The 25,577-nt window shown below is 66.5% G+C and carries 23 protein-coding genes; 12 read left to right on the top strand and 11 right to left on the bottom strand.

Translation table 11 applies throughout. The features are described from left to right. The first annotated feature begins 16 nt into the window (after positions 1-16). Positions 17-421, top strand: coding sequence for an arsenate reductase ArsC (locus tag ACFK0J_RS08490; RefSeq protein ID WP_378738155.1), 405 nt, complete (start codon positions 17-19; stop codon positions 419-421). 7 nt (positions 422-428) lie between these two features. Here ACFK0J_RS08490 and ACFK0J_RS08485 read toward each other — a convergent pair whose 3' ends face one another. Then, a complete protein-coding gene (locus tag ACFK0J_RS08485) occupies positions 429-614 on the bottom strand; it encodes an RNA polymerase sigma factor region1.1 domain-containing protein (RefSeq protein WP_218474769.1) in 186 nt (61 codons plus the stop codon). A 284-nt stretch (positions 615-898) separates the two neighbouring features. Further along, positions 899-1,870 carry a G1 family glutamic endopeptidase gene (locus ACFK0J_RS08480; protein ID WP_378738153.1) on the bottom strand — a complete coding sequence of 324 codons (972 nt, stop codon included), beginning with the start codon at positions 1,868-1,870 and terminating at the stop codon, positions 899-901. Positions 1,871-2,244: 374 nt separating this feature from the next. On the opposite strand from ACFK0J_RS08480, the gene ACFK0J_RS08475 reads away from it, so the two are divergent. Continuing rightward, positions 2,245-2,508, top strand: a complete 264-nt coding sequence (locus ACFK0J_RS08475) for a transglycosylase SLT domain-containing protein (RefSeq protein ID WP_378738151.1) — start codon at positions 2,245-2,247, stop codon at positions 2,506-2,508. 33 nt (positions 2,509-2,541) lie between these two features. On the opposite strand, the gene ACFK0J_RS08470 is transcribed toward ACFK0J_RS08475, so the two are convergent. From ACFK0J_RS08470 to ACFK0J_RS08460, 3 genes are all read right to left on the bottom strand, one after another. Continuing rightward, complete coding sequence (locus ACFK0J_RS08470) at positions 2,542-3,357, bottom strand: SigB/SigF/SigG family RNA polymerase sigma factor (RefSeq protein WP_378738149.1); 816 nt, start codon at positions 3,355-3,357, stop codon at positions 2,542-2,544. Between the two features lie 554 nt (positions 3,358-3,911). Beyond that, positions 3,912-5,537: a carboxylesterase/lipase family protein gene (locus tag ACFK0J_RS08465; RefSeq protein WP_378738147.1), complete on the bottom strand. Its 1,626-nt coding sequence runs from the start codon at positions 5,535-5,537 to the stop codon at positions 3,912-3,914. A gap of 147 nt (positions 5,538-5,684) precedes the next feature. Beyond that, a complete protein-coding gene (locus ACFK0J_RS08460; RefSeq protein ID WP_378738144.1) occupies positions 5,685-6,074 on the bottom strand; it encodes a hypothetical protein in 390 nt (129 codons plus the stop codon). 379 nt (positions 6,075-6,453) lie between these two features. Here ACFK0J_RS08460 and ACFK0J_RS08455 point away from each other — a divergent pair, with 379 nt between their 5' ends. After that, complete coding sequence (locus ACFK0J_RS08455) at positions 6,454-7,098, top strand: TetR/AcrR family transcriptional regulator (protein ID WP_378738142.1); 645 nt, start codon at positions 6,454-6,456, stop codon at positions 7,096-7,098. A gap of 23 nt (positions 7,099-7,121) precedes the next feature. Here ACFK0J_RS08455 and ACFK0J_RS08450 read toward each other — a convergent pair whose 3' ends face one another. Next, positions 7,122-8,702 carry an FAD-binding oxidoreductase gene (locus ACFK0J_RS08450; RefSeq protein WP_378738139.1) on the bottom strand — a complete coding sequence of 527 codons (1,581 nt, stop codon included), beginning with the start codon at positions 8,700-8,702 and terminating at the stop codon, positions 7,122-7,124. A gap of 303 nt (positions 8,703-9,005) precedes the next feature. On the opposite strand from ACFK0J_RS08450, the gene ACFK0J_RS08445 reads away from it, so the two are divergent. Then, the gene (locus ACFK0J_RS08445; RefSeq protein ID WP_378738137.1) at positions 9,006-9,260 is read left to right on the top strand and encodes an STAS domain-containing protein; all 255 of its coding nucleotides are present in this window, start codon (positions 9,006-9,008) and stop codon (positions 9,258-9,260) included. Next, positions 9,257-10,219 carry an anti-sigma factor RsbA family regulatory protein gene (locus tag ACFK0J_RS08440; protein WP_378738135.1) on the top strand — a complete coding sequence of 321 codons (963 nt, stop codon included), beginning with the start codon at positions 9,257-9,259 and terminating at the stop codon, positions 10,217-10,219. Before ACFK0J_RS08445 ends, ACFK0J_RS08440 begins: the two co-directional genes overlap by 4 nt. A gap of 26 nt (positions 10,220-10,245) precedes the next feature. Here ACFK0J_RS08440 and ACFK0J_RS08435 read toward each other — a convergent pair whose 3' ends face one another. The 3 genes from ACFK0J_RS08435 to ACFK0J_RS08425 form a co-directional block, all read right to left on the bottom strand. Then, positions 10,246-11,028 carry a crotonase/enoyl-CoA hydratase family protein gene (locus tag ACFK0J_RS08435; protein ID WP_378738133.1) on the bottom strand — a complete coding sequence of 261 codons (783 nt, stop codon included), beginning with the start codon at positions 11,026-11,028 and terminating at the stop codon, positions 10,246-10,248. Between the two features lie 78 nt (positions 11,029-11,106). Beyond that, a complete protein-coding gene (locus ACFK0J_RS08430; protein ID WP_378738131.1) occupies positions 11,107-11,733 on the bottom strand; it encodes a TetR/AcrR family transcriptional regulator in 627 nt (208 codons plus the stop codon). Next, positions 11,730-13,475: an amidohydrolase family protein gene (locus ACFK0J_RS08425; protein ID WP_378738129.1), complete on the bottom strand. Its 1,746-nt coding sequence runs from the start codon at positions 13,473-13,475 to the stop codon at positions 11,730-11,732. The genes ACFK0J_RS08430 and ACFK0J_RS08425 overlap by 4 nt, the downstream gene beginning before the upstream one ends. Before the next feature lie 75 nt (positions 13,476-13,550). On the opposite strand from ACFK0J_RS08425, the gene ACFK0J_RS08420 reads away from it, so the two are divergent. The 6 genes from ACFK0J_RS08420 (at position 13,551) to ACFK0J_RS08395 (ending at position 20,728) form a co-directional block, all read left to right on the top strand. Further along, the gene (locus ACFK0J_RS08420) at positions 13,551-14,450 is read left to right on the top strand and encodes a class I SAM-dependent methyltransferase (RefSeq protein ID WP_378738127.1); all 900 of its coding nucleotides are present in this window, start codon (positions 13,551-13,553) and stop codon (positions 14,448-14,450) included. A 354-nt stretch (positions 14,451-14,804) separates the two neighbouring features. Next, complete coding sequence (locus ACFK0J_RS08415; protein WP_378738125.1) at positions 14,805-16,760, top strand: primary-amine oxidase; 1,956 nt, start codon at positions 14,805-14,807, stop codon at positions 16,758-16,760. Next, positions 16,753-18,192, top strand: a complete 1,440-nt coding sequence (locus ACFK0J_RS08410) for an APC family permease (protein WP_378738123.1) — start codon at positions 16,753-16,755, stop codon at positions 18,190-18,192. The genes ACFK0J_RS08415 and ACFK0J_RS08410 overlap by 8 nt, the downstream gene beginning before the upstream one ends. Positions 18,193-18,296: 104 nt before the next feature. After that, on the top strand, positions 18,297-19,751 hold the full coding sequence (locus ACFK0J_RS08405) for an AIM24 family protein (RefSeq protein ID WP_378738121.1): 1,455 nt from the start codon (positions 18,297-18,299) through the stop codon (positions 19,749-19,751). A gap of 153 nt (positions 19,752-19,904) precedes the next feature. Continuing rightward, positions 19,905-20,426, top strand: a complete 522-nt coding sequence (locus ACFK0J_RS08400) for a L,D-transpeptidase (protein ID WP_378738119.1) — start codon at positions 19,905-19,907, stop codon at positions 20,424-20,426. Positions 20,427-20,575: 149 nt separating this feature from the next. Further along, complete coding sequence (locus ACFK0J_RS08395; RefSeq protein ID WP_378738117.1) at positions 20,576-20,728, top strand: hypothetical protein; 153 nt, start codon at positions 20,576-20,578, stop codon at positions 20,726-20,728. A gap of 46 nt (positions 20,729-20,774) precedes the next feature. Here ACFK0J_RS08395 and ACFK0J_RS08390 read toward each other — a convergent pair whose 3' ends face one another. Beyond that, positions 20,775-22,184, bottom strand: a complete 1,410-nt coding sequence (locus tag ACFK0J_RS08390) for a family 1 glycosylhydrolase (protein ID WP_378738115.1) — start codon at positions 22,182-22,184, stop codon at positions 20,775-20,777. A gap of 89 nt (positions 22,185-22,273) precedes the next feature. After that, positions 22,274-22,774 (bottom strand): hypothetical protein, encoded by a 501-nt coding sequence (locus tag ACFK0J_RS08385; RefSeq protein ID WP_378738113.1) that lies wholly within the window; start codon positions 22,772-22,774, stop codon positions 22,274-22,276. 1,020 nt (positions 22,775-23,794) lie between these two features. On the opposite strand from ACFK0J_RS08385, the gene ACFK0J_RS08380 reads away from it, so the two are divergent. Beyond that, entirely contained in the window at positions 23,795-25,507 is a 1,713-nt protein-coding gene (locus ACFK0J_RS08380; RefSeq protein WP_378738111.1) for a cutinase family protein, read from the top strand. Positions 25,508-25,577 lie beyond the last annotated feature (70 nt).

The raw sequence follows: 25,577 nt of genomic DNA, 5'->3' as shown, positions 1-25,577 counted from the left end.
AATCGAAAGGCCGACCATGGCAACCAAGCCCAGCGTTCTGTTCGTCTGCGTGCACAACGCGGGCCGCTCGCAGATGGCAGCGGCGTTCCTGACCCACCTGGCCGGAGACGCCATCGAGGTCCGCTCGGCCGGCAGCGCACCGGCCGACTCGATCAATCCCGCCGCGGTCGAGGCCATGGCCGAACTCGGCATCGACATCTCCGCCCAGTCGCCGAAGATCCTCACCGCCGACGCGGTAGCAGCCTCCGACGTGGTGATCACCATGGGCTGCGGCGACGCCTGCCCGTACTTTCCCGGGGTGAGTTACCGAGATTGGGTGCTCGCGGATCCCGCGGGCAAAGGCATCGATGCCGTGCGACCCATCCGCGATGAGATTCGCGATCGGATCGAGAAACTGATCGCGGAGTTACTGCCCGCTTGACCCGGCGCTATTCGCCGGAGACGGGATCCGACTCGTACACGGGGATACCCCGGGCGTCGAGCATCTGGATGATGCCGACGAACTGATCCCGATCACCGATGGCTTCCGGAACATACTCGTTGATCTCAGCATGCGTTATGTACTTCTGTTCGTGCCCGAGGGTGATAAGTTCCTTCATTCCGGACTGTGCCATGCGTTATCTCCACCTGTCAGCAGAGCCGGTCTACCGTCGGCCCCGGGACGGCCCACGTTAGCAGCGTGGCGCATATCCTGACCGAGATATCGCGGGACTCTTAATGTTTCGCTGATTGCGCTGCGATGGGTGCCGCATCAGACCGCGGGGTCCGGCTTTCTCGTCGTTTTGCAACGCCCTGCGGCGCCGCTTGCGACCGCACGCCCGGCGCGATCGCCGCATCGGCCACCGAGGTCGCGACCGATCTCGACTGACGGCCGCACGCCTGCGGGCGAGTAGCCCGCCTATTCGGCGATGGTGAAGCTGGTGCCGTCCTCGGAGATCGGACCAGGACCGAGTTCACCGTTGGTGGCGCCGATCGAATAGCTGACCGGCTCGAAGGCCGTCAACGGCTTTCCGTCGATCTGCACGTTGGTGAAGGTGATCGGGCTGAACGATGGCAGGGCACTGTTGAGGTGACCTTCGACAATGATTTCCGCGCTCAATGCCGGGGCGTCGGACTCCGCGACGGTGGTCCGCGTCCAATTCTGGGTCAGATTCGCCACCGTCATGGTGTAGGCGGAGCCGTCGAAGCTGACCGAGGCCCGCATTTTGTCACCGGGCGCCGATGTCACGCCCTCGTATATCACCGGATTCGCCGGGTACGCCTCCCATAACGCCATCCGATACGTCTCTTGTGTACATACCGTGGCACCTTGGGCCGAAGCGCTGCCGATGCCCGCGCACACATCTGACGTGGCCCGGCCCAGCGTGGTGTTCGCACTTTCCGCGGCCCTGATCGCATTGCGGAACCAGGCGGGATTATTGACGACGGTGGCGCTCGCCAGGTTCACGATGGCCAGCCCGGGCAGCGACGCCAGCGCACCCGCCACACTCACACAGATCGCTTCGGCACCGGTCTGCATCAACGGCAAGGCCTGCTTGCCGTTCACCAGCGTCCCGTTCAAGCCGACCCAGGGCGCAACGCGCTGAATAACGCCGGTTTCGGTGCAGGTCACCTCGGGTTCTACCCATTCCGCGGAAATGCTCTTGAAGCTCCCGGTGACCACATATCCGGCCCAGTTGGTGCCGCGAATGCGCGGCGGCGCCGGCGCCCGCGGGGCCTCGGGCGCCGTTTTCGGCGTCGTCTTCGGCTCGGCCTCCGGTGCCGGCTGCCCGGTCGCCAACGGCGGCGAGACCAGCACCGCCACGATCGCACCCACCACCGACACGGCGAGACGGCTTCGCATTCGAGTCCGACCCGGGGTAGTCGTCATGAACAGCCACAATAGCTGAAACACATCACTGTCGCGCGTCGCCACGCGGCCATGTTTCCGCATTCATTTGAATGACACTCCGGAGCGGCTGCGCAACAACACCGGTCACTAGTGATTTGCTGAATTAGCACGACCGGCTTCGAGTTTCAATCAGTGGATACGAAAGGACCGAATCGACGATGCGGTACTTCATTCCTACCCTCGCAGCAGCCGTCAGTGCGCTTTTTCTCTGCGCCGCTCCGGCAAACGCCGTCGCCACGGATTGCGCGGCTCCCGATGCGCCCCCGATTTGCGCGACGCCATCGCGCACCTGGGAAACCCATTCGGCCGGCTCCTCGCTATCCCTACCCCGGGCAACGGTCAAAATTCTTGCGATGACAATCGTGCCGCCGCACCATTTCTGGGCGTTCGACAACATCATCACCCGCGAAAGCGGCTGGAATGTTTTCGCCATCAACCCGGAAAGCGGCGCCTACGGCCTCGGCCAAGCCCTCCCGCCCGAAAAGATGGGTACCCACGGGCCCGACTGGGCGTTCAACCCGGTAACTCAGATCCGCTGGACCTACGACTACATGAACAAGCGCTACGGCAACCCCATCCGCGCCTGGGAGTTCTGGCAAGCACATCACTGGTACTGATCTTGCCGCCGCGGCGGTCGGCTGCCAGCCGACTCAGTCGCGCAACGCCTTCTCCCGCACCGAGTTCAAAGTCTGCGCGAGGATGCGAGAGACCTGCATCTGGGAGATGCCCAAACGCGCGGCAATCTGGGCTTGGCGTTGCGCCGCGAAAAAACGCATGAACAGCACCTCACGTTCCCGCTCCGGCAGCGCCGCGATCAACGGCCGCACCGCCAGCACATCCTCGACGGTGCGGAAGGCCGGTTCCTCCACGCCGAGAGTGTCCAGCAGCGAAAGCGATGCGCCCGCGCCGTCGTTCGCGGCCGCACCGTCGAACGAGGATGTCTGGTAGCCATTGCTCGCGATCATCGCCTGCGTCACGTCGACGATGTCGGCATCGAGTTCCGCCGCGATCTCCCCGGCTTTCGGCATCCGGCCGAGTCGCTGGAACAACAGGTCGACGGTCGGTCCGATCTTCAGTTGGAGCTCCTTCAGCCGCCGCGGTACTCGCACGGCCCAGGTGAAGTCACGGAAATGGCGACGGACCTCGCCCATGATCGTCGGCACCGCGAACGACACGAACGACGCACCGTACTCGGGGTCGAACCGATCGACCGCCGCCACCAAACCCACCCTGGCGGTTTGCAGGAGGTCGTCGAAGTTCTCGCCACGACCCGCGTACTTGCGGGCGATGTGCTCGGCCAACGGCAGGGAGCGCTTGATCAGTGCCTCCCGCAAGGCAGTCCGGCGCGGATCGCCCGCGGCCAACGCTACGAGCTGGGCAAAGAGCGGTTCGAGTTGGTCGTAGTCATCGGTAGGGCGGTGTGCGCGTCGAGTTCTCGCGCGAGTCGGTGTCGGCGTTTCGGTCATCGGTGCCGCCTCGGATCCAGCTGATGTCGACAGGGTCGGGAATCCGGACAGCCACGACGGACTGGGCGCTATCCGCGGCGACCGAAACATCGCTACTCGGTCGTCCTCTGAGTAGACGCCGTCCGGACCGCTGTGTCAACAGTGTAGGTCTACACTAGATATCTACGTTGGAGAACCGCTATCTACTGATGAATTTCGGCGCCGTCTCGCTCTCGGAGCCGCCCTGCTGCTCGCCGGACTCCTACTCGGCATATCCCTGATGACCGGCGCGGGCATCGTCGTCCTGATCATCGGGGCACTACTCATGTACACCGGCGGCCGGTCCGGACGCGGTTGGCGCCAGGCCACCACCCGGCTCCGCCCGCAGCGCCGTCGCCGCCGGTCCCGTCAGCACCGGTAACTCGTCGAAGGGTGCGGCGGACAATATGGTCAGCTCGTCGTGCCCGACGGCAGCGGATACCCCGGTGATGCCTACCTGCGCCGGGCGATCATTCGCAGGCCGTGGCGCGGCCGCAAGGTCAGCGTCGCCCCCGCGAGACGAACGACCACACCTGTCATGGAGTGGGGATTTGGGTCCAGAGGGCGCAGTGGTGGGCTTCGGGGATGTTGGTGGTGGCGGTGGTGTCGGGGTGCAGGACCAGGGACTGGTCGCCGGTGTGGCGGGGCCAGTCCGGGAGGCCGTCGGTGTTCGGGTCGCCAGTGTGGGTGAATGCCGACCAGTAGCGGATCATCTTGTCGGACAGTGCTTTTTGGGCCGGGGTGGCCGGGGACGGGGTCTGGTCGAGGTCGAACAGGTAGGGCAGTTCGAAGCCGTGGGCCGCGCCCAAGGGGAAGGGCGGTGGGGACGGTAACCCGGGGAGCGGTGCGGCATCCTGGTCGGCGAATTCGTAGGCGTAGACGGGGCCGGTACGGGTGAGGGATTTCGTGTTGTCGGCGATCGGGCACGCGAAGACATAGTCGGTCATCACCGCCGACCAGGCCAGCTCCGGTTGCGCGTAGCGGTCGAGCGGATATTGCGCGCCGACGGCGTCGGCATGCGGGCCGAGCATCTTCAACAGGTCGGGATAACGCTCGGCGGTGATCGTCTGTCCGGCAACGAAATAGGTGTATTCGTCCCGGTTCACGCCGATCAGTACCGGCACTTTCGCGGCCTTGCCGTCACGGAACGCGACCATCGGGTCGTCCGGCAGCACGGGTTGGCCATAGATCGGACTGGGCAGACCGACACCGGCTTCCCCGGTGAAGTGCAACGGCGTCGCGGCCACCTGCTCAGCGGGTATCACACGCAGACACCGTGCTACCGGGGCGGCATCGGCACCCGGGCAGCCGATCGTCGCCGCGTATTCCTCGCTCTTGGCGACCGCGGTCTGCCGCTCGGTCTGCATTTCGCACGGCCCGCTCTGCAATATCGCGCCGTGGAACAGCCGGTCCGAGGCCGGTGACACCAAGTGGTCACACACCGACATCGCGCCGGCCGACTCACCGGCAATGGTCACCTTGGCCGGATCGCCGCCGAACGCGCCGATATTGTCACGCACCCAGCGCAACGCCGCCTGCTGATCCAGCAACCCGAAGTTGCCGACCTGCCCGTCCTCGTGCGCCACCGCCGGATGCCCCAGGAAACCCAGCGCACCCAGCCGGTAGTTGATCGTCACCACGATCATGTCGCCGGTGCGCACCAATCGCGCGGGGTTGTACAAACTTCCGCTGCCGGTGGTGAACGCGCCGCCATGGATCCACACCAGCACCGGGCGTTTCCGGTCGTCAGCGCCACTGGGTGTCCACACATTCAGGAACAGGCAGTCCTCACTGCCGGTGAGCCGACCGGCGTCTTCGGCTTGCAGACACTCGGCTCCCGGCTTGGTCGCGTCTCGCTCCGCCGACCAAACAGCCGGTGCCACAGGCGGTTTCCAGCGCAACTCGCCCACCGGTGGCGCCGCATAGGGGATTCCGGAAAACGCGCGCTCGTCGGCCGTCACGGTCCCGCGCACCGGCCCGGACCGGGTCTGCACTACCGCCGCGTCGGTCGGCTGTTGATCTCTCTCATCGCCACACGCGGTCACGGCGCTGAACACGACCGCCATGACGGCCGATACCAGCACCGCCCGAAACGCGCGCCGCCGCGCCGTCGTACGCCACCGGTCCGCGTCCCGTTCGGAGCCGGAGCAGTCAGCATTCATCACGGATCCCCTTTACCAGCCGGAAGACTCGATAAGACGATGACCGTCTGAATAGAAACTAGCGAACTCGACAGCCGGGGCGCTCGGCTTCGGCGATACCCCGGCTCGGCGAGTCGGGCTCCTCGGAGCGCCGCCGAGCAGCAACCGTCAGGAGCTGCTGCCGGTGGCCGGACGCGACCGCAACCGTTCACATTGGACGGGATCGGCATCGGGACGGTCCGCGCCGTTCCGGGCACAACCCTGCCGGGAGAAGCCATTCCGGTCATAGCCGCTTCGGTCATAGCCCCACCGGTCGTAACCGCTTCGGTCATAGCCGAACCGATCACGGCCGAACCGGTCACGGCCGGAACCATCGAAGCCATCCATGCCGTAGCCGAAGAAGTCGTCATCGAGGCCGCTCTTGGGCGGGTCGTGGTGGAAGCCGCCGTGGCAGCCGATCTCCGTCGGCGTGACGCACGGCTTGGCGGACGCCGCGGGAATGATGACAGCGGCGGGAGCCAGCGCCAAGGTCGCCGCCACCACGGTTCGCACCATCATCCGTCGAGCCCTACCGGTGCTCACACTTGTCATCGACACGATCGACCTCTTGTTCCCAGGGAACGCACCTATCGCGTTCGGATCCGATAAACAGACTCTTTCCACCGCGGCCGCCTACTGGGCCATTCCTGCTCGCGAAACGTCTAAAGCATTGGCGGGCAGACAATTTCGAGCGGCAATTTCGATACCTCGACGGTATCCGAAACGAATACGTTTCTGCCTCAGGGGAATCCCCCATTTCGCCATCCACCATGGGACGTACGCTTCCGGTGGATCTCCCGGGGTCAGGCGCCCACTCCTGCCCCGCCCACGCGTTGAATTCGCACACCTCTCCACTATTCCGACCGATCGGTCGGACTTATTGCGATAGGATGTTCACATGACAAACAGGCACCCGGCCGACGGGCGCCGAGCTCGCGGCGAACGATCCAGAACCGTAGTGCTGGACGCGGTGGTCTCGCTGGCTTCCGTCGAAGGGCTCGGCGGACTGAGCATGGGACAGGTCGCCGCCGAGGCGGGCGTCAGTAAATCCGGCCTGTTCTCGCTCTGGCGCGACAAGGAAGAGCTGCAGCTGGCGGCCATCGAACGCGCACGCCTGCAGTGGGTGGAACAGGTAGTGACACCCGCGCTGCGAGCACCGGCCGGGATAGGCCAGCTGTGGGCGCTGCACGAATCGCGCCTGGCGTTCTACGCCGACCTGGTACTGCCCGGCGGCTGCTTTTTCGTGGCCATCCAGCACGAGTTCGACGACCGACCCGGCCCGGTACGCGACCGCCTGGTCGCGCTCGCTCGCGAGTGGGACGCGTTCGTGCACTCCGTTATTCGCGCCGCACTCGACGCCGGACAGCTACGGCCGGATACCGATCCCGGTGTCCTCGCCTTCGAACTCGACGCGCTCGGCTATGCCGCGGTCACCCGCGCGCGCCTGCTGGATCGCGACGCCGCGTTCGCCCAGTCCCGGGCCGCCATGCTGGGGCGACTGCGGGCGTGCAGCACCGATCCGTCGATGCTGCCGGAATCCTGAGCCGAGACCGCCGTACGAACAGGTCACTCATTCGGATCGATGGACAGCTGATGCCGGAAGGTGTCGAGCGGATCCCACTTCGCCTTGATCCGCTGGAGCCGCGGGTAGTTGTCGCGGTAGTAGAAGGTGTGCCAAGGGATCCCCGACGTGTTCCATCGCGGATCCCGAAGGTCCGGATCCGGGTAGTTGATGTAGCTCCCGCCGTCGACCTCGCCGGGCACCGGAACCCCGCCGGTCGCGGCATAGACATCGCGATACATCTCGCGAGCCCACTGAATGAATCTGTCGTCGTCCGCCGGTGCGCGCCATGCCGCGTGAATGAGCATCTTCATGAACGAGTCACGCACCGGCATGGCGGTCGCTCCGGGCGGCCGGGCATTGATCGCGCCGCCGAAAGGCAGGAATTCCAGCTGGGATTCACCGATATAGCGAACATCGGTCAGGTACCGGTAGAACGTCCGCAGTTGCTCAGGCGTGTACGACCGACGCAGATACGCCGCCTTCACTTTCACCCGAGGCGGCTGCGCGCCCTTGGCGTAATACACCTGCGCCACGGTGTCCGCGTAGGACTTCTGCTCGAGCGGCAGCGCGATCGGCGGCGGTACGACGCCCTCGCTCACCGCCGCGACGAATTCGTCGTAACAGGACCGTGCCTCGGGCGCATCGGCATCGAGCAGGACCAGAATGTCGCAGGACCCGGCGAACGGCTTGACATGCAGCGGTCCGTAGAGGCCGGCGAATCGGCTGTCCGGCTGGCTGTTCCGTTCGAAGAAGGCCAAGTAGTTCCCGACAAAGCGGACGAACGCCGCTTCGCTCGCGACCGGTAACACCAGCCGCGCCGTCATCATGTTCGCCGGTGCTTTCGGCAGCAAACGCGCCGGGTCCGTGCCGTCGGCATCATGCGAACGGAGCAGAAACCGGGTCACCACACCGAAATTGCCGCCACCGCCCCCGGTATGCGCCCACCACAGATCGGCATCCGGTCCGTCCTTGGTGGCGACCACCACCGACGCCGCGCCGGTCGCGTCGACCGTCACCACCTCGACGCCGTACACATGGTCCGCGGCCAGCCCGAGCCGCCGAGACAGCGGACCGTAACCGCCGCCGCTCAAATAGCCGCCCATGCCCACCCCCAGGCAGATCCCGGCCGGAATTGTCACGCCCCAGCCGCGCAACAGTGCCGCGTACACCGCCCCGATCTCCGCGCCCGCGGCCACGGAGTAGGCGTTGTGACGGTCGTCGAAGTACACCCCGCGCATCCGGCTCAGATCGATGATCGCCCGGGTTTCCGGGTCGTCGACGAAGCCGTCGAAGCAGTGCCCACCGGAACGGGTCGCGATCCGCGATCCCTCGGCGACCGCGCTCCGCACCGCGGAACGGGTCTCTTCGGCGTCCGCGGGCAGATAGATCTTCGCGGGTCGGGCAACGAACCGCCGGTTGTAGCCCCGAAGGGTGAGCGGTGCGTACTCCGGGTCGCCGGGCGGGACGACCTTCGGTGTCGGCTCCGCGACCGACTCCGGTACCGCACCGGCCCGGGACCCGATGAACATCCCGCCGGAACCCAACCCTGCCGCGCCGATGAATTTCCGTCGTGACAATGGCATCGTGCAGACCCTCTCCTTCGAGACGAGCGACAGGTAACCACCACCCGGGCCGGCCGGGACGCACGGAAACATCATGGTCTACCGGCCCGCGCCGGTGCGGGTCCGACACCAGCAGGCCGGATGATCGGCGCCGCCCGCCCCGGCGTATGTTGTTCACGTAATTTCCTGCCGTGGACAGGCAGAAGGAGTGATGTGACGGTGCGAGCCGAGCCAGCGACACCCGCCGACAGGAGCCACCCCACGTCTCCCGATGCGCCGAGGTTGCGGACATTTCCGACCAACAGCCCACCCGGTCTGCGGTGCGTGGGACAGGTCGATCTGGCGACGCACGGTAGTTGGCGGTCCGCGTTGGCCGAACTGCCCAGTGCCCCCGACATCCATCTGGAATTGTCCGAGCTCACATTCATCGATACCCACGGCACCCTGATACTGGTGGAAGCAACGAATCAGTCGGCAACGGGACGCAGGGTCGTGCTGCACAACCCACCGGTGACGCTGGTCCGCATCCTGGACCTGTTCTGGCCGTCGCTCCCCACACTCGAGGTAGACCGCGCATGACCACCACCGCCGCCGCCGCTGGACCACCCACCGCCGACTCGGCCGACCCGTTCGTGCACCCGGCGCTGTTCTACAGCGACACCGAGGAGTATCTGGCAGGCACCGTCGGGTTCATCCGAGGAGGATTGGCCAACAACGAACCGGTCGCGGTGTCGGTCCCCGGCCCCAACCTGGAACTGATTCGCGCCGAACTCGGTTCGGACGCCGACGCGGTGCGGTTGATGGACATGACCGTCGAAGGCCGCAATCCGGGCCGGATCATTCCCGGCGTGCTGCGCGCCTTCGCCGACACCTACCCGACCGGTCGGGTGCGGATCATCGGTGAACCCATCTGGGCGGGCCGCTCCGCGACGGAATACCCGGCATGCGTCCAGCACGAAGCGCTGATCAACGCCGCGTTCACCGGTCGCGAGGTCACCATCCTGTGCCCCTACGACACCGAACGCCTCGACCCGCTCGTGCTCGCCGACGCCCACGCGACGCACCCGACACTGATCGACAGCAGCGGCGAACGCCCCAGTGGCGCCTACGATCCCGACCACATCGTCGCCTCCTACAACAAGCCGCTGCCCCCGCCGCCCGCGATCGCCGATGTGATCGCCTTCGATGCCACGTCGCTCACCGACACCCGGCATCGGGCGGTTGCCTACGCCCGCCGGGCGGGCATGGCCGAGGACCACATCGTCGATCTGGAATTGGTCGTCGCGGAGACCATCACCAATTCGGTGGTGCACGGGGGCGGCAGCGGCACGCTGGCGCTGTGGACCGAGGGCAGGCAACTGCGCTGCCAGGTCCGCGATGCGGGCCACATCACCAATCCGCTCGCGGGTCGCCTACCTCCGCAGCCGTTCCAATTCGGCGGCCGCGGCCTGCTTCTGGTCAACCAGCTGACCGACCTGGTCCGCATCCATACCGGCGTGCACGGCACCACCATCCAGATGGATCTCCGCCTCGCCTGATCGGCGCACCAGCGGCCGTTCCGGCGTCACTTGCCGGTGAACTTCGCCTTCCGTCGCTCGATGAACGACTGAATCCCCTCCGCACCGTCGGCCGTAGCGAAAAGCTTGGTGACATCGCCGACCAAATGCTCGGCGGCCGCGGCATTTCCTTCGTCGCGGGCACGGTGCGCGGAGGCGAGGATGGTGCGCACCCCCAATGGCGCCGAGTCCTCGGCGATTTCGGTGGCGAGCGTGCGCGCCGCGTCGAGCGCCGTGCCGGCATCGGGCGTGACCTGCTGGATCAGGCCGATGCGGTAGGCCTCGGCGGCGTCGAACTCGGCACCGGTGAGCACCCAGCGCATGGCATTGCCCCAGCCGGCTTCCCGCCAGAACCGCAGTGTCGCACCGCCGAAGGGGTAGATGCCGCGCCGAACTTCCAGCTGACTGAACCGGGTGCCTTCGGCGGCGATCCGGATGTCGGCGGCCAGCAACAGTTCGATGCCCAGCGTCATGCACCAGCCCTGTGCCACGGCGATCACCGGCTTGGTCCAGCGGTAATCCAGCCGCCACGGGTCGATCCCGTCCTCGGGGTAAGTGATCGCGCCACCGGCTAGGGCCGGTGCGACATCGACCAGGTCGAGGCCCGCGGTGAAATGCTCGCCGTGTCCGTACAGCACACCGGCGCGCAGGTCGTCGTCGTTTTCGAGCAGCGCGTAGGCGCGGGAGAGCTCGCCGAGCATCTCGAGGGTGAAGGCGTTGCGCTTCGCCGGGCGGTTGAGTCCGATGAGCAGGACATGTCCGTCGCGTTCGACGGTGACGGTGTCGGCCATGAGGTTCAGTCAACAATAGCGCTATAGATTATGCAATAGCCCATAATTGCTGTGCGACGTATGCCGCAGGCCGGTGGCTCAGGAGCCCGATTCGATACGGGTCTGTCCGGTCAGCTGCTGGAAGGCGCGGGCAACGTACTCGATTCGGGCGTCTTCCAATTCGGGCCGCGGATAGGTGGAGCGGAAAATCGCCTCACCGTCGAACATGTGCACCACCGACGTGGCAAGCAGGCGGGCGACGTCGGCCGGGACAGCGGGTGTCAGGGCGGCGATCGCGACCCGCTCGACGTCGTCGATCAGCGCCCGAGCGACCGGTGCCAACCTGGCCCGCAGTTCGGTTTCGGTGCGCGCGGCAACCAGCAGTTCGAACCAGACCGTGTTGGTTTCCTGGCGGATCTGGTTGCGGGCACGGTGCAGGATGTGCGCCAAATCCAGTGGCCGGTCGGCATTCTCGCGCGCCCGGATATTGTCGAATGCTTGCATGTGCCTGCGGCCGACCTCTTCGGCAGCGGCCACGACCAGGTCCGTCCGCGAGTCGAAATGCCGGAAGATGCCCCCCTTGGACACCCCGGCCCGGCGGCTGATCTCGCCGAGCGAGGCGTTGTGGTAGCCGACCTCGGCGATGGCCTCGATGGTGGCCTCGACGAGTTTGGCGATCGTCGCGGCGCGGCGTTGGGCTTGGGTGCGTCGCGGCTGATCGGTCACCGCGCCCGCGACCTGAGGAAACGTCCGGTGCGGACCGCGCCGAGGATCGGCGCGGGCGTGCCGTCGCCGAAGACGTACTTACCGCCGATGAAGACGGCCGAGACCGCCCCGTCATTGCGATTCACCATGCGAGACAGGTTGTCATACTGTGCGACCGGGCTTTCCGCGTAGGCGTCGAGCGAGGAGTCGAGGTGCGCCGGGTCGATGATCACCAGATCGGCTCGGTCGCCCGCCCGGAGGTGACCGGCGTCGATCCCGTACCAGTCGGCCAGCTCCCCGGTCAGCCGGTGTACCGCGCGCTCCAGCGAGATGAACGGCCGCCCGGCCCGCTCGGCGTCGTGCACCCGGCGCAGGAATCGGAGACCGAAGTTGTAGAACGCCATATTCCGCAGGTGCGCGCCCGCGTCGGAAAAGCCCAGTTGCACACCGGGATCCGCGCCCAGCTTGGTCAGGAATTTCGGCCGGTGGTTGGAGATCGTGGTGCGCCAGCGCAGTTCGGTGCCGTGCGCGACCACCAGATCGAGGAACGCGTCCACCGGGTGCGCGCCGCCGCGCTCGATACCCACCTGCCCGAAGGTCTTACCGATGACGGAATCGTCTGGACAGGAAACGATTTCGGCATCGAAGAAGTCACGGTGCCAGACCCGCAGGCCGAACTTCGCGTCGTAATCCCTGCGGAAACGCCGTCGATACGCCTCGTCCCGCATCAGGGCGTTGCGCTCGACCTGATCGGCGAGATGCAGTGCCGCGGCGCCCGAACCGAACTCCTCGAAGATCACCAGATCGATGCCGTCGGCGTACACCTCGAACGGCACCGGCAGGTGCTGCCAGCGGAAGTCACCGCCCAGTGCGTTCAGCGCACGCGCGATCGGCCCCATGATGTACACCAGACCCGGGTTCGCCTTGATGTCGGCGGCCGACAACAACGTGGTCTTCAATCGTTTCCGAAAGATACCCAAGCTGCTCAGCGTCATCGCGGCGATGCTGCGCACCGAGGCGATATCAGGTCCGGCCTGGAGCACCCGCCGCCGACGACGCAGAATCGCGTTGAGGCGGCGGCGTTCCCGGGCTTTGGCGTAGGTGGACGGCAGCGTGCGCGACCGGCAGGTGTCGCCGTCGAGTTTGTCGAAAAGCAGCTGCTGCGCCGACATCCCGACGAATCCGGCGTCCAGCGCCTCGGTGAGTGCCGATTCCATGGCAGCCAGTTCGGCGGCCGTGGGACGGACATCCTTGCGGGTGGCGCGGTCGAGCCCGAGCTGCGCGGTCCGGATATCCGAATGCCCCAGCAGTGCGGCGATATTCGGGCCGAGTGGCAGGTTCTCCAGCGCGGCGACGTACTCGTGCGCCGAGCGCCAGGTCTTGGTTTCGTCGATGGCCTCGATGACGTGCCGCCGCGGGATCGCCTCGACCCGGCCGAACAGGTCGCCCGCGTCGGTGGGGCCCACGTGCACGTTCGACAGCGAACACGAACCGAGCAGCACCGTCGTAATGCCATGGCGCACCGACTCCGACAGCGCGGGCGTCTTCAGCACTTCGATGTCGTAGTGGGTGTGGATGTCGATCATCCCGGGGACAATCCACTTGCCCGCGGCATCGATGACGTTCGGGCAGCCTATTTCGTCGAGCGGCTCCGCCGACACGGCGGCGACACGATCCTCGCGGAGCCCGATATGGCGGAGGGCGGAGGGTGAACCGGCGCCGTCGAACCAGCGGCCGCTCTTGATGATCGTGTCGTAGCTCACTCCTACATTGCAACCGATCGGTCACTAACCGTCAATACCCCGGCGGTGCCAGGTCGAGCCGATCGAACAGCGGTCGTGCGGATCACCACCGGCGGTCGCTACCCTGGGCTGGCGGAATTCCCAGGTCACATGGAGGTCGCCGTGCAGGTCGGTCAGCCGAGCCGGACAGCGTTGTCGGTCGCGCTCGTCCGCGCCACGCATCAGTCGACCGCGTCGCCGCGGGTGTTCGACGATCCGCTGGCGGTGCCCATGGTCGGCTTGGCGGCCACCGAGTTGACCGCCTCGAGCGAGTACTGGATTCCCGAGCAAGTCCACCCGTGGATCGTCACCCGGTTCCGCTTTGCCGAGGACACGATCGGCGCCGCCGTCGCTACCGGCACGCGGCAGGTGGTGTTCCTCGGCGCGGGTTTGGAGACCTTCGCCTATCGGAACCCCTATCCGGATCTGCGGGTATTCGAGGTAGACCACCCGCGGACACAGGAATGGAAGCGACTGCGGTTGCGCGAGGCCGGCATTCGGATTCCGCCGTCGCTGACCTTCGTGCCCGCCGACTTCGAGCGCGAACCATTGGGCGTGGCGCTTGCCCGTGCGGGGTTCGACCGCGGTGCCGCGACAATCTTCGTCTGTCTCGGCGTGGTGGTGTATCTGACCGAGCAGGCCGCATTGGACATGCTGTCTTTTACCGCCGGACTCGACGCGCCCACCCAGGTGATCGTGGACTACAACGATCTGCCCACCGCGCTGCCGCCCGACCGCGGTGCCACTTTGGCGTCCGTGATGCAGCGGGTCGCGGAGCGGGGTGAGCCGTGGCAATGCTTCTTTCCGCCGGACGAACTCGTCCAGCAGTTGCGGTCGATGGGCTTCACCGAGATCACCGATTCGACCGTCCCGGAGTTATTGGCACACTACGGATTCGAGCCCTCGGCCGACAACGACCCGTTCGCCGCCCATATCCTCCATGCCACGCGCCGATAATTGGCCGAGCGCCGAATTGCCCTGATTGCACACATCGGTCGCTGACCTCACGGCGTCTACCACCGATCTAAGAGAAATGATTTGCCGTTGCGTAACTCGTCGCTCGCCACACGGCAACCACAACCTGTCATCTTATTCCGATCGTTGTAGAAACAAGAGAGCGCGAACGCCTGCGACAATGCCGGTGCACGCGGTGTGACGAGCGGATTCACGAGATCGACGCGCACGCCATGCAGGAATAGCGGCACGCTTGCCGCAAGATCAAGAAACGCTGTCGCTTCAGTTGTCCAGCAGTAGCTGAATTTTCGAACGCCCCTTGTTTCCAACGTCGCAGAACCAAGATGGGAGGGGCTTATGCCCACGCCGATACCGCAACATGCCGATCATCCGCTCGCGTTGCCCACCGCCGAAGAGATCGACCGGATGCGCGCCATTGTCGACGCAGCCGGGTTGATCGCGCCGACGACCCGTTTCGTCTACGTCGGTCTCGAAGAACCGGACAAATACGCGGTATACGACTGGACGAACGCCACGACACCGGACCGGCGCTTCCGCGTACTGCTGCACGACGTCGACCGGCCGAATGCCATCGACCTGATCGTGTCGCTCGGCAGCCGCGCCGTGCTCGCCCAACGCACCCTCGATGCGATCGTCGACGGCCAACTGCCCGTGCTCGACGAGGAATTCGAACTGGTCGAATCGGTGCTGTCCACCGACCCGGACTGGTTGACCGCGCTGGCCGCCCGCGGCCTCGACGTCGCCGAGGTGCGGGTGGCTCCCCTGTCGGCGGGCGTATTCGGCTACGAGGGCGAGGAAGGCCGCCGCATCCTGCGCGGTTTGGCGTTCCATCAGCAGCACGACAGCGACCATCCGTGGGCCCATCCGATCGACGGACTCGTCGCGTTCGTCGACGTCATGACGCGCGAGGTACTGCAGGTGATCGACACCGGGCCGGTTGCGGTGCCCCAGGAATCCGGCAACTTCGACGACCTCGCCGTCACCGGCCCGCTGCGGACCACCCAGAAACCGATCGAGATCAGCCAACCCCAAGGACCCAGCTTCACGGTGCGCGGCAACCTGGTCGAATGGGAAAAGTGGTCGGTGCGTGTGGGTTTCGATGCCCGCGAAGGTCTTGTCCTGCACCAGATCGGCTTTCACGACGGCGGTCGGCTCCGACCGATCATCCATCGTGCCTCGATCGCGGAAATGGTTGTGCCCTACGGTGATCCGTCACCCGTCCGCTCGTGGCAGAACTACTTCGACACCGGCGAGTATCTCGTCGGACGCTACGCGAACGCGCTCGAGCTCGGCTGCGACTGCGTCGGCGACATCACCTATTTCGACGCGGTCGTCGCCGACGAGGCGGGCCGTGCGCGCACCCTGCGCAACGCGATCTGTCTGCACGAAGAGGATTTCGGGGTGCTGTGGAAGCACACCGACCTGTGGACCGGGTCGCGGGAGGTCCGCCGCCAACGCCGGCTGGTGATCTCGTTCTTCACCACGGTCGGCAACTACGACTACGGCTTCTTCTGGTACCTGTACCTGGACGGAACCATCGGCTTCGAGGTCAAGGCTACCGGAATCGTCTTCACCGCCGCCTATCCCGGCGTCGACCACCCCTTCGCCACGCAGGTCGCGCCCGGCCTCGGCGCGCCCTATCACCAGCACCTGTTCAGTGCCCGGCTCGACATGATGGTCGACGGGCACCGCAACCGCGTCGAGGAGGTCGAGACCGTTCGGGTGCCGATCGGCCCGGCCAACCCGCACGGCAACGCCTTCACCCAGCGGCGGACGACATTGACCAGCGAATCGCAGGCCCAGCGACTCGCGGACAACCGGGTCGGCCGCACTTGGCACATCAGCAATCCCGAGGTGCGCAACCGCCTCGGCCGACCCGTCTGCTACGTGCTGCATCCGGAGGGCAGGCAGACGTTGCTCGCCGACGACGAGTCGCCGATCGCCAAGCGTGCCACCTTCGCGACCAAAAGCCTTTGGGTGACCCGATATGACCCGGATCAGCGTTACGCCGCAGGCGATTTCGTCAATCAGCATCCCGGCGGAGCGGGTCTCCCGGCCTACGTCGCGGGCAATCGCGCGCTCGACAATGAAGACCTGGTCGTGTGGCATACCTTCGGACTCACACATTTTCCGCGACCGGAGGACTGGCCGATCATGCCGGTCGACTACACCGGATTCGTGCTCAAACCGGTCGGATTCTTCGACCGCAATCCCACTCTCGATGTTCCTCGCACCAGCTCCGGCCACTGCGACGAGTCGACAAGTTGCCGCCAAGGAGCTCCCGATGACTGAATCACCTACTGCCAGTGGACGATTACGCGGCTCGATCGGAGTGACCGGGATCGTGCTGCTCGTCATCGCGGCTGCCGCACCGCTCACCGCCGTCGCGGGCGCGCTGCCGCTGATGATCGGCCTCGGTAACGGGGCCGGCGCACCGACCGCCTACCTCGTCGCCGCGGCCGTCCTGCTCGTTTTCAGCGTCGGATACGCCGCGATGAGTGGCCACATGGATGAGGCGGGTGCCTTTTACGCCTACGTTCGCCGCGGGCTCGGCACCAGTACCGGACTCGGCGCGGCGGGGCTGGCGCTACTCACCTATACCGCCATCCAAGCCGGGATCTACGGGCTGGCGGCCTCGACTGTCGAAGAACTCGTCGTCCACGACGGCGGACCCGACTTGCCTTGGCCCCTCTATGCTTTCGCGCTCGTGGCGGTCGTCGCGGTGCTCGGCTATCGCAATATCGAGCTCGGCGCCAAGGTGCTCGGGGTGCTGCTCGTCGTCGAGATCGGCATCATCGTCGCGTTGTCCGCCGCGGTGCTCGTCCAGGGTGGGGCGCACGGCATCGATGCTGTTTCCTTCACTCCGTCGGCGTTTTTCGACGGCTCGCCCGGTGTGGCGTTGATGTTCGCGATCGCGTCGTTCATCGGCTTCGAAGCCACCGCGATCTACGGCGAGGAGACCCGCGACCCGCGCCGCACCATCCCGCGAGCCACCTACCTCGCGGTGCTCACCATCGGCGTGCTGTACGCGGTGGCCAGCTGGGCGATGGTGCTCGCGTTCGGCAGTGCCGAGGTGGCCGCCGCGGCGGGCGCGGACCCGGAAGGGCTGACCTTCACCGCGGCGCGGCTCTTCCTCGGCGAAACCGCCGCCGACAGCATGGGCGTCCTGCTGGTGACCAGCCTGTTCGCCGCCCTGCTTGCGCTGCACAACGTGGTCGCGCGCTACGGCTACGCGCTGGCCCGCGACGGCGTCGGCCACCCGGCGCTCGGCCACATCCATCTCCGCCACGGCTCGCCGCACAAGGCTTCGCTCGCCCAAACCCTGTCCGCCGCACTGGTCGTCGGCACCTTCGGCGTCGCGGGAGCGGACCCGGTGCTGCACCTGTTCACCTGGATGTCCGGCCTGGCCACCGTCGCGATCCTGTTGCTGATGCTGCTCACCAGCGTCGCCGTCATCGTCTTCTTCCGCCGCACCGGCCTGGACCGCCGCCGATGGCATACGGTGTTCGCCCCTGCCCTCGGCACCGCCGGATTGTTCCTGGTGACCGCTCTTGTAGTCGACAACTTCACCACTCTGGTGGGCGGCTCGACCCTCGTCGCGACAACGCTGCTGGCCATTGTCGTAGCGACGTTCGGTGCCGGTGTCGCCTTGGCGCGGGCGCGTCGAAGCACAGCGGCCACCCGTACGCCCGCCGACCCCTTGCTCAGCATCGCCGACCGGTAGGCGACACGGCGCGGGTGGTAGCGCGCGGGCCCGACTCGGGACACACTTGATGCCGTGAATCGCATGCCATTCGGCCCGATCGCCGAGTCCCCGGGGGGTCCGCAGTGACCGCCCTTGCCCGCGGCGAGAACCGGCCGGCGCCCAGCGACCGAATGACCGTGACCGTCACCTGCTCGGCCGGGGTCGACGTATCGGCGCTGTTGCTCGGTGCGGACGGGCGAGTTCGGTCCGACGCCGACTTCGTCTTCTTCAACCAGCCGGTCGGTCCCGGCGTCACTTACCGGCACGGCAGCGGGCGCGCCGACATGGTGGACGTGCAGACCGGCGCGTTGCCCGCCGATGTCGACACCGTCGTGGTCACCGCCAGCCTCGACGGCAGCGGACCGCGCACCTTCGCCGCCGCCGGAACGTTGCTGACGACCATCGGATCCGACGCGGGGACACTGACTTTCCCGATGGACGGACTCACCACCGAGACGGCGGTGGTGTGTGTCGAGATCTATCGCCGCGGCGGCGCCTGGAAGGTGCGCGCGGTCGGTCAGGGCTACGACAACGGGCTGGCCGGTATCGCGCAGGCGTTCGGCGTGAACATCGACGACGAACCCGAAGCGCCGCAGGCTGCCACGCACGCAGCGCCGCAGGCCGCAGCACCACATGCGGCCACACCCGCGGCACCGCCTCCCGCCGCGCCGGTTCCGCCACCGAACTACCCGCCCCCTGGGGCGGTTCCACCACCGAACTACCCGCCGCCAGGCGCGGTTCCGCCGCCCTATCCCCCGGCCCCCGCCTACGCACCGCCCGCCGCACCACCACCTCAGCAAGGAGCACTGCCGATGCAGAGCGATCTGTTCAACCCGAGCCACGCCGAAGTCACCGGCGTCGGCATCCAGAAACAGGGCGGCAAGATGATCAAGGTCGCCGTCAATGGCGAGGTCATGGCGCGGGCCGGTTCGATGGTCGCCTACCAGGGCGATATGCAGTTCAAGGCGCTCGGGTCCGGCGGCATCGGCCGGGCGATCGCGCAACGGCTCACCGGCGAAGGTGTTCCGCTGATGAAGGTGTCCGGTCGCGGCGACCTGTTCCTCGCCGACAGCGCGGCCGACGTGCATCTCATCGACCTCGACGGCACCGATGGCCTGACCATCAACGGTTCCAACGTGCTCGCTTTCGATACCTCGCTGTCCTACAACGTCCAACGCGTACAGGGCGCGGCCGGAGTCGCCAGCAACGCCGGGCTTTTCAACTGCGTCTTCACCGGGCGCGGGCGGATCGCCATCACCACGCACGGCTCGCCGGTGGTGCTCCAGGTGGACCAGCCGACCTACGCCGATCCGCAGGCGGCGGTGGCCTGGTCGTCGAGCCTGCAGACCGGGATCAAGCGCAACGACTCATTCGGTCTCGGCAGGTTGATGGGCCGCAGCACCGGTGAGGGAATCACGCTGTCGTTCTCGGGACGTGGCTTCGTCATCGTGCAGCCGTCCGAGCTGCCGCCCGGCGGGCTCATCGGCGGCACCGGCGGCGGACAGCAGTCCGGCCACAGTGGCGGATTGTTTGGCTAGACAATATTTGCGCGCCGCGATTGACCGCACGCACAACGTCCGCGATGATCTGCTGACACCTCGGGTTTCGGAAGCTCTACGACGAGGTAGTCCTATCACCCCCTGGCATTCGGCACGCAGCGTGGCGGCAAGGCGAAGAGAGGTCAAAGATTGATGAGCAGCAAGCGTTGTAGAAGTTGGTCTGCTGGATTCGCGGTCCTGATCGGCGTTGCGTCAGCCGGACTCACCATGACGGCGACCGCACAGGCCGAACCATTATGGCCCGGCGGCCCGGATATCCCCGGTGTGCCGGCGATCATTCAGCCGCCCCCACCGGCACCGGTCCTCGCACCGTGCACCGCCGAAAAGGCACGAGCGTGCATGCGGCTGTCGACCAACGAGGCGTGGCTGATGGACGAAGGCAAGACCGTCTACGGTCCGACCCCGATTTCGCACGGGCGGCCGGGATACGAAAGCCATGTCGGAGTCTTCGACGTCGATTTCAAGCGCGAAGACTTCTGGAGCACGATGCACAATGCTCCGATGAAGTGGGCAGTATTCTTCGACGGCGATATCGCGACCCACATCGGACCGCTCGAAGAGCAGTCGCACGGCTGCATTCGGATGAATCCCGAGGGTGCCGAGGAGTTCTACCGCTACCTCAACCCCGGCGACATCATCGAAGTCGTGCCGTGAGCTGATATCTCCACATTCGTAGCCGGAAACGGGATGCCCGCACGGGCATCCCGTTTTTTGTTGTGCCGACGTTCACATGTTTCCGTTCGGCCACAGTGGTCACTCAGCACAACAGACCGGATGCCCCGAGTTCAACCGATAGGAGAACCATGGTTTCCCAGGACATCATCGCCCAACTCCACCAAGACATCACCACCGCGGAAGACGCAGGCGACGAGCAGACCGCCGCGCGCCTGCGCTCCGAATTGGAGTCCGCGAAACAAGCCGCCCGAAGTGAGGGCAACACCGCGGAGACCGAGTAGGCGCCGTAGTGGACGCCGGGTCCACGGCGTAGAAACGGCTTCCGCGCTACGGGATGACGAGGTCGCTACAACCAGGTGTCGGATCTACCACGCCGCAGTCCGCAGGCGGACGGGTCGGCCGGTAGTCGCCGGGGACGCCGCCCGCCGCGATGACCGCGGTGTAGGTGGCGACGGCGTCGGTGGGCCGCCGGGTGAGCGAGGGGTCCTCCCGCACATCCACGGTGTAGAGGCCGAATCTGGGGTTGTAGCTGCCCCATTCGTAGTTGTCGGTGATGCTCCAGTAGTTGTAGCCGATGATGTTCACGCCATCCGCCTTGGCGCGCTGGAGCCAGTAGACGGTGTCGCGCAGATGGTCGCTGCGGGTATAACCGTCCGCCCGCGGCGCCCCGTTCTCGGTGGGGATTCCGTTCTCTACGACGTAGACCGGCTTGCCGGGCGGGAACATATCCGCATAGCGTTTCACCGCGTAGTAGATGCCCTCGGTCCGCAACGGAAGGTTCCACATCCCCGGCGCACCGACGGCCGCGATGGACCGGACGGTGGCGGGCGGGCTGGAATTCGGCGGTTCGAAGGCGAAGTAGTAGTCGACGCCGATGTAGTCGAGCCGGTCCCGAATCTTCGCGAACAACGGACCATTGACCTGATCATCGATACCGGCGACGTAGCCGATATTGCTCGTCACCTGGGCGTCGGGCCGCTTCTCGTGGATGTAGTCGAAGATCGCATTGTGCGCTTCGGCGACGCGGTCCTCCATCGCGTGCTGGTCGGTGCCGTTGTGCCGCACCTCGTGCATGATGTAGGCGACCGGCTCGTTGATGGTGACCCACAAAGGATTTCGTGCGGCGTAGCGATCGACCACCTTGCGCATGTTGGCCAGCCAGTCCTGCACCATCTCCGGGTTGTCCCAGCCGTCGCGGTCGAAGGCCCACCCCGGGTACACCCAATGATCGAGCGTCACCATCGGGCGCAGGCCCGACTTGATGATCTTGGCGATGACCGCGTCGTAGAAGCGGAAACCGTCGGCGTCCCACTCCTCGCGACTCCTCGGTTGCAGCCGCGCCCATTCGATTCCCATCCGGAACACCTTCGCCCCGAGCGCCTTCGCCAGATCGATATCGGCGGCGTATCGGTGGTAGAAGTCGATGGCGCTGCGATACCTGTCGAACTCCGGATGCCGCTCGATGTAGCGCAGCCAGTTACTGTCTGGCGCATCGTTCTCCAGCGAAGTTCGGCCGGGCGAGTCCGAGTCGAGCGAACCGGCATCGAGCACACCGTTGTCCGGCGCGTGGCCCTCCGACTGAAAGCCGGACGCCGCCACACCCCACAGAAACCCTGGTCCGAGCCCGAGAACGCCCGCTGCGGGCGCCGGTGGAACAGCAACCGCTGTGCCGGTCACCAACAGCGCTGCCGTCGAGGCCGCGAGCGCTACCGCGGCACGCCGAGTCCATGTGCGCATAAACCGAGAACTTAACCGACTAATTGCTGAATCCTTGGTAACCCCCGGTCCCTGCGGCGAGTGCGGGGCGTGGCGCACGCCGAGATGAACTAGTTCGTGGACAGGTTGCGGCCGATCCGGGCGATCGTGACGGCTGGTGGCGCGCCATAGGCTCCGTTGCTGGCACCGGCGGCATGTTCCTCCGCCGACGCGGCGGCGTCGGCGAGGGTGACGTCGTCGGGGGCGAAGGCGGCGGCTTTCGCGGCATCGAGAGCGGTGGCGGCCGCGGCCTGCACGGCGACCGCGGCGTCGGCGGTGGCGACCGCGTAGAACGTCGCTTTGATCGCGTGGTTGGCGGCGACGTAGGCGTGCCACGCGGCGTCCCGGGTGGTGTTCGACGCCGCGACGGCGCGCGCGGACCCGTGGGCGCGCGCGACATGTTCGACGGCCTTCTCCCGGTTGACCGCTCGTCGGCTCGCCGCGCTGGCGCGACCCGCGGCGCTGCTCGCCCTGGCGTGTGCTTGCGCCATCAACTCCCGGGTGGCGTCGGCCGCCAACACAGCGGTCCCGTGCACGCTGCCCGGTAGCAGCGGAATGATTTTGCCTACCAACGGGACCCGCCGGTGTCGTCGCGCTGCTCCACGCTGTCGACGGTCGCGCCGAACCACCCCGATCGAGCCGGGAACCGCACTTCCTCCGGCTGCCACACAGCGCCGGAATCCATACCAGCACAGTAGATTACAATCGCGGCCCCGGCTGAAGTCGCCAGCCCCTTCACCGTACGTGTCACCGCGAACCTTCCTCGATCGCCCGTCGCGCGCCGGAGAACCCGGCCGCAGTAGCAGCACAGAATGCGGAGGCCGCGCGCCTCTCCGAATTGTCCGAATTCGCTCCGGGGACAACGGAAAGGCGCGCCTGCCGGTCAACCCAAAATGCCGAGGGAAACGATCCCGACAAGATTTTCCACTACCGCAAGCACGCTGTTAACCAGATCGAAGAGACCACTCAACATGACTGCTCCTGTGATACGCCATGGACAGATCGGTGCCACTTGTCGAACGAGAGCATGAGCCGGACCGCGGGAAAGGCTAGCGCACCAGCCACTGCGGGGACAAAACCGCTGCGCCCGCGCGCGCCGTCCGAGGCAGCCGGTCGGCACGGTTATTGCCCCAGTTCGCAGCCCTGACAAAACTCCTTCGAAATTTCTTCCATCCGAACGTACTTGGGTAACGAAGACACTATCGACGCCTGCCACTGACGGATCCCGGCATGGTCAGCGTTGGACACCCAACCGGGTTGTTCCCACCGTCTGGAGTCTTCGAAGAGGGGCACCGGCATTTCAGAGCTTGCGTCGGGTTGACCTCACGAAGACTGACCGGTCGGTTCATAACCAGATGAACACGAAAGGGAGATCATGCTCGCACCGCTCCTCACCGCCGTTGTCACCGCCCTCACCTCGGGACTCGTCAGCGTCGTAACCGCGCTGCTCGGCGGCTGATTCGACACGGTCCGGGGTGGCGGCGAAGCCCACCCCGGACCGGCACCAGCCTCAGGCCGCGCAGATCGATATGAAGGTGGGGACTTTGCGTCGAATGCTGTTCTCCCGAACAGGTATTCGGAGAGTAGGGACAGTGGTCGCAGGCGCGGCCCTCGCCATGAACGCCGGAGTCGGCGGCGGCGCGGCCCAGCCCGCAACGGGCCAATCAGCACGCTGCCCGGACCTTTACGCCATCGGAGTGCCCGGCACCGGCGAATCCTCGCCGGACGCGGACCCGGCCAGCGACCGGGGCATGATTTCGGCGATCTTCCGGCCGATGCTGGCGGCCGAGCGGAGCCGCACCGACCGAGCCTATGTCCCCTACGAAGCCGGCTTCGGCGGCGCGGTGCCAGGCGGCCAGGTCCCGTACGCGCAATCGGTGACCGGCGGCTTGCAGCAGCTGCGCACCATGGCGCACTCCGTCATCGAACGATGCGAGCACACCCGACTGGCCTTCGCCGGATACTCCCAAGGCGCCCACATCGCCTCCTTGTTGGCCCAGGAGATCGGCCGCGGCCAATCCGCGATACCCGCCGACCGGATCGCGGGAGTCGCGCTGCTCGCCGACCCCACCCGCTACCCCGGTGCCCCGCTGTTCCCCGGCGCCGCGGGAAAACTCGCCCCCGACCCGCCGCCCGGCACCGTGGCGGACGGTCTCGCCGACCTGCGGGCCCAGCCCGCACCCGCCGCGGGCGGTGGGATCGGACCGTTGCGTGACCTCGCCCCCGACTTCGGCGCGCTCACCGGTCGAGTCGCGTCGTTCTGCATCGATGGCGATCTCGCCTGCGACTCCCCCGCGAACGCACCGCTGCTGCACATGATCATCAACATCGCCGGCCAGGCACTGCTGCCGTTGGACGACCCGCTGACCGCGCTGTCCTCGATCGCCGACGCGCTGGCCGCCACCATCAGCAAAACCGCGACGGACGTGGTCGACAAGGACCTGCACGGCCTGACGCCGGGCAGTCTCGTACTCTCGCACGAGAAGTCGCTCAGCCAGCGGCTCGCCGAAGCGTCCGACCCCCGGTCCCTGCTCGACGACCCGACCGGTCCGTCGGCCGCCCTGCGCGTCGCCACCATCGCTCTGAACACTCTGACCAGCATTGTCGGTGCCGTCCTCACTCCCGAGGATGTCTGCCAGATCGGGGCCATCGGTGCCACGGACCCACTCGCCGGCCTGGCGACGCTGAGCGCGAAGACGTTCGCCTCGATGCCGAAACGCTCGTCCGCGCCGCGGTTCACGCAGGTCGTCACCCAGGCGTTCGATGCGATCGGGAACCTGGTCAGCGACAATCTCGAACTTGCCGACACGGACGTCTGGGGGAAATACCAGGACGCGGTGGCCCGCCACAATGCCTACGCGGTCACCGCGGTCGCCGCGGGGCGCCCCTCGGTGCAGTTCATCGCCGACTGGTTCATCGAACTCTCGCGCGCCCAACCGGTACCACCGAAACCCGAACCGGTTGTTGCCCAACCGGATGTCCTGGCCACCAGCGCAGCCGACAAAATTGTCCCCGACCCGCCCCCGACCGTGCCGCCCGCATTGCCTCGGAAGTCGGATAAGCCGAAAGACGGTGCCATCGAGGTACATTCCGGTACCACCGATCCGTCACCCGTTCGGATCCGCCCGGAATCCGCCGAGGCGAAGGCCAAGCGCCTCGAATCAGCGCGGCACCTCGTCTGGGCACTACTGCTGTCGGAAAGCGCGTGCCTGCTCTACACGGGGCGTCGGCGGCTCGTCCGAACCGGCTGGGACACAGACTTTCTCGATACCGCCGGACTCGAGCTCCCCGGGCATAGGCGCTGACATAGCGCCCGACTCGGGGTACGGCGGTAACAGCAGCAGGCAGGTCCGATCGCTTGTTCGGCGACGTGCG

This window comes from Nocardia brasiliensis (assembly GCF_042691675.1).
Classification (GTDB): Bacteria; Actinomycetota; Actinomycetes; order Mycobacteriales; family Mycobacteriaceae; genus Nocardia; species Nocardia brasiliensis_D.
Note: the sequence above shows the minus strand (reverse complement) of the source record. Positions and strands in the feature narration are given on the sequence as shown.

Excerpts from the sequence above, each read along its gene's own strand:
- ACFK0J_RS08490 (WP_378738155.1), top strand. The coding sequence starts at position 17 with ATGGCAACCAAGCCCAGCGTTCTGTTCGTCTGCGTGCACAACGCGGGC.
- ACFK0J_RS08485 (WP_218474769.1), bottom strand. The coding sequence starts at position 614 with ATGGCACAGTCCGGAATGAAGGAACTTATCACCCTCGGGCACGAACAG.
- ACFK0J_RS08480 (WP_378738153.1), bottom strand. The coding sequence starts at position 1,870 with ATGACGACTACCCCGGGTCGGACTCGAATGCGAAGCCGTCTCGCCGTG.
- ACFK0J_RS08475 (WP_378738151.1), top strand. The coding sequence starts at position 2,245 with ATGACAATCGTGCCGCCGCACCATTTCTGGGCGTTCGACAACATCATC.
- ACFK0J_RS08470 (WP_378738149.1), bottom strand. The coding sequence starts at position 3,357 with ATGACCGAAACGCCGACACCGACTCGCGCGAGAACTCGACGCGCACAC.
- ACFK0J_RS08465 (WP_378738147.1), bottom strand. The coding sequence starts at position 5,537 with ATGAATGCTGACTGCTCCGGCTCCGAACGGGACGCGGACCGGTGGCGT.
- ACFK0J_RS08460 (WP_378738144.1), bottom strand. The coding sequence starts at position 6,074 with ATGATGGTGCGAACCGTGGTGGCGGCGACCTTGGCGCTGGCTCCCGCC.
- ACFK0J_RS08455 (WP_378738142.1), top strand. The coding sequence starts at position 6,454 with ATGACAAACAGGCACCCGGCCGACGGGCGCCGAGCTCGCGGCGAACGA.
- ACFK0J_RS08450 (WP_378738139.1), bottom strand. The coding sequence starts at position 8,702 with ATGCCATTGTCACGACGGAAATTCATCGGCGCGGCAGGGTTGGGTTCC.
- ACFK0J_RS08440 (WP_378738135.1), top strand. The coding sequence starts at position 9,257 with ATGACCACCACCGCCGCCGCCGCTGGACCACCCACCGCCGACTCGGCC.
- ACFK0J_RS08435 (WP_378738133.1), bottom strand. The coding sequence starts at position 11,028 with ATGGCCGACACCGTCACCGTCGAACGCGACGGACATGTCCTGCTCATC.
- ACFK0J_RS08415 (WP_378738125.1), top strand. The coding sequence starts at position 14,805 with ATGCCCACGCCGATACCGCAACATGCCGATCATCCGCTCGCGTTGCCC.
- ACFK0J_RS08410 (WP_378738123.1), top strand. The coding sequence starts at position 16,753 with ATGACTGAATCACCTACTGCCAGTGGACGATTACGCGGCTCGATCGGA.
- ACFK0J_RS08400 (WP_378738119.1), top strand. The coding sequence starts at position 19,905 with ATGAGCAGCAAGCGTTGTAGAAGTTGGTCTGCTGGATTCGCGGTCCTG.
- ACFK0J_RS08395 (WP_378738117.1), top strand. The coding sequence starts at position 20,576 with ATGGTTTCCCAGGACATCATCGCCCAACTCCACCAAGACATCACCACC.
- ACFK0J_RS08390 (WP_378738115.1), bottom strand. The coding sequence starts at position 22,184 with ATGCGCACATGGACTCGGCGTGCCGCGGTAGCGCTCGCGGCCTCGACG.